Source organism: Aliiroseovarius sp. B-4, from assembly GCF_056857795.1.
On sequence record NZ_JBSXNV010000004.1, the window covers coordinates 1 to 2524 of the forward strand.

Sequence of the window (2524 nt, forward strand, 5' to 3'; positions counted from 1 at the left end):
GAATTCGGTGATGCCGCGTTTGCCGTCATGGCGACCGGCCTGGATGATCACATCGATGGAATTTTCGATGTACTGGATCATGTCGGCATAGGTCATCGGGATTTCGGTCTTGAGTGCCGCGATCGCGAGCCGCTGCACGGCGAGTTGCGGGGTTTCGGCATGCAGCGTGGTCATGGACCCGCCGTGGCCGGTGTTGATGGCTTCCAGAAAGGTCATGGCCTCCTTGCCGCGCACTTCGCCCAGGATGATCCGGTCGGGACGCATCCGCAGCGTTGCGGTGAGCAACACATCGGCGGTCTGGAATTCCGCGTCGCGATTGGCGATGAGGGTCACGGCATTTGGCTGGGTCGGCAGAAGCTCGGCCGCTTCTTCGATGGTGACGATGCGTTCCTCAGATGGTACGTGAGACAGGATCTTGCGCGCGGCCACGGTCTTGCCGGTGGAGGTGCCACCCGAGACGATCATGTTGAGCTTGTTCTCGACGCAGAAGGCGAGCGCATCATCGATCAAACCCGCGGCCACCACTGCGCGCAAGGCGCGCTTTTTTTCGACGCGCAGGTCTTCGAGCTTGCACTCCTTTCCGTAGAGGAAATCGAGCGCAATGCCCTCGAGTGGCAGGCTTGAGAAGAACCGCAGGCTGATCGACATGGCCGAGAGCACGGCGGGCGGGGTGATGACCTGTGCCCGGATCGGGCGACCCTTGTAGGTGATCGAGACGGAGACGATGGGGCGGTCCTTGCTCATCGTGGTATTGGCCGATGAGGCGATCTGGTTACCGAGGTCCCTGACCTGAACGCCGGTCAGCCTCTGGTCCAGCGCGCGCATGAAGTGATCGCCCTGGAATTCGCCCCAGCAGGTCCCGTCGGGGTTGATGCAGATCTCGATGACATCGTCGCGGGCGGCGGCGTCGATCCGGTCAAGCGAGGTCTGGAGATAGCTCAGCGACATGGGCTCAGAATATCTCCAGATCGCGGTCGACCATGACCGTGACGCGGGCGCCCTGGTCGACATAGATGACGGGGCCGATGGAGAGATAGTCGCCGATGACGCTGTCCGTCGCATCTGCCAGATCATCGCCCACGTCTTCGAAAACGTCGGCGGCAGTCTCATCCTGGACCTCGGATGCGGCGGCACTTGGCGCGGCCGAAATCAGCGAGATCAGGGCGGCCGACCCGAAACGCTCGGCAAAGCGCGTGTCTATGAGCCCGGTGACGCCAGAACGGCCCAGTTCATCGCCCCCGAAGGAGCTGATCTGGATCGTCTGGTTGTCGGGCAGGATAATCCGATCCCAGGCGATCGTGACGCGGCGCTGCGCGATATCGACGCCGGCGCGGTAGCGCCCGATGAGACGGGATCCGCGGGGGATCAGGAGGCGCGTGCCGTCGACGCTGTAGACATCCTCGGACACCACGGCACGGGTCTGGCCGGGCAGCGAACTGTCAAGCGCAGTTTCCATGACGGCCTGGATCATGGTGCCCTGTAGAATCGTGTTGGAGGGATTGGCGATCACCTCGGCCTGCGTCACGGTCGAGGGCAGCGCGCCGTTCAGCACGAAATCCGTCACCTCGCCGAAGGTGCGTTCGGTCAGAGCCGTTTCATTCGCTCCTGAGGCACTGCCAAACGCGATGGTGGGCGAGGCGATGCGCCGCTCCTGGAAGGCGCGTTCCTCCGCGGCGCGGCGCTCCAGCTCGGCCATGCGCCGGGCTTCTTCCTCGCGGCGCAGTCGCTCTTGCTCGCGTGCGCGCAGCTCATCCTCCGTGGGGGCCGCTGGGGCGGGTTGCGGTCGGCTGGCCTCGAGTTGGGCCAGTTCCAGATCCATGCGGAGTTGCTCAAGGCTGCGATCCCGCGCCGTCAGTTCGTCCTGGAATCGTTGCTGTGCGGCTTCCGAGGCGGCTTGTAGCGCCGCAATCTGAGCGGTCAGCGCGTCGATCGCCTCTGCGGCGGCGGTGTCTTCCTCGACGACCGGTTCGGGGGCGTTGCGTAATTCCTCGATCTGAGCCTGCAGCGCGGTGATCTGCGCCAGAAGCTCCGCGTTGGGCTCGACTGGATCCGGTCCGACAAACACAACCTCGGGCTCGGGCGGGGGCAAGGTCTCGATAGCGCCAAAGCCGTCCCCCTCGTTTTGGAAGACGTCCGGGGTGGCCGTCGGCAAGGCTTCCTCTTCGTCGGGCTGTGAGAGGAGATAGAGCAGGGCACCACCTGCGCCGATGACGAGGACCACGATCAGCGCGAGAAGGGGCGACCGGCGCTGCGACGCCGTGGGGGCGCGGGCACTGCCTTTCTCAAGGGCGGCGAGGCGTTTTTCCAGCTCGGTGTTCCCGGTATCGCTCATGAGGTGGCCTCCGCGGGCGGGATCGCCTCGATGCAGACCACCTCTTCGCCAAGTCGCAGGACCCATTGGCGGTTCACGCCGCTGACGCGGATCACGCCGTCTTCAGGAGTTTGCGTGTTGACCGTGCGCTCGCGGCCGCCCGCGTAGCGGAAGATCGCGGGCACAGGCGCGTTTCTTGGAAACGCGAAATAC

Annotated in this window: 3 protein-coding genes; all 3 read right to left on the minus strand. The window is 64.6% G+C overall.

The genetic code is table 11. The annotated features are described in order from the left end of the window. Window positions 1–948, minus strand: a 948-nt coding sequence (locus AC13C8_RS00060) for an ATPase, T2SS/T4P/T4SS family (RefSeq protein WP_482845986.1), incomplete at its 3' end; no start/stop codon positions are given. 4 nt (window positions 949–952) lie between these two features. After that, a complete protein-coding gene (locus tag AC13C8_RS00065) occupies window positions 953–2332 on the minus strand; it encodes a TraB/TrbI/VirB10 family type IV secretion system protein (protein ID WP_482845987.1) in 1380 nt (459 codons plus the stop codon). Next, on the minus strand, window positions 2329–2524 hold a 196-nt coding region (locus tag AC13C8_RS00070), incomplete at its 5' end, for a TrbG/VirB9 family P-type conjugative transfer protein (RefSeq protein ID WP_482845988.1). The genes AC13C8_RS00065 and AC13C8_RS00070, both read right to left, overlap by 4 nt.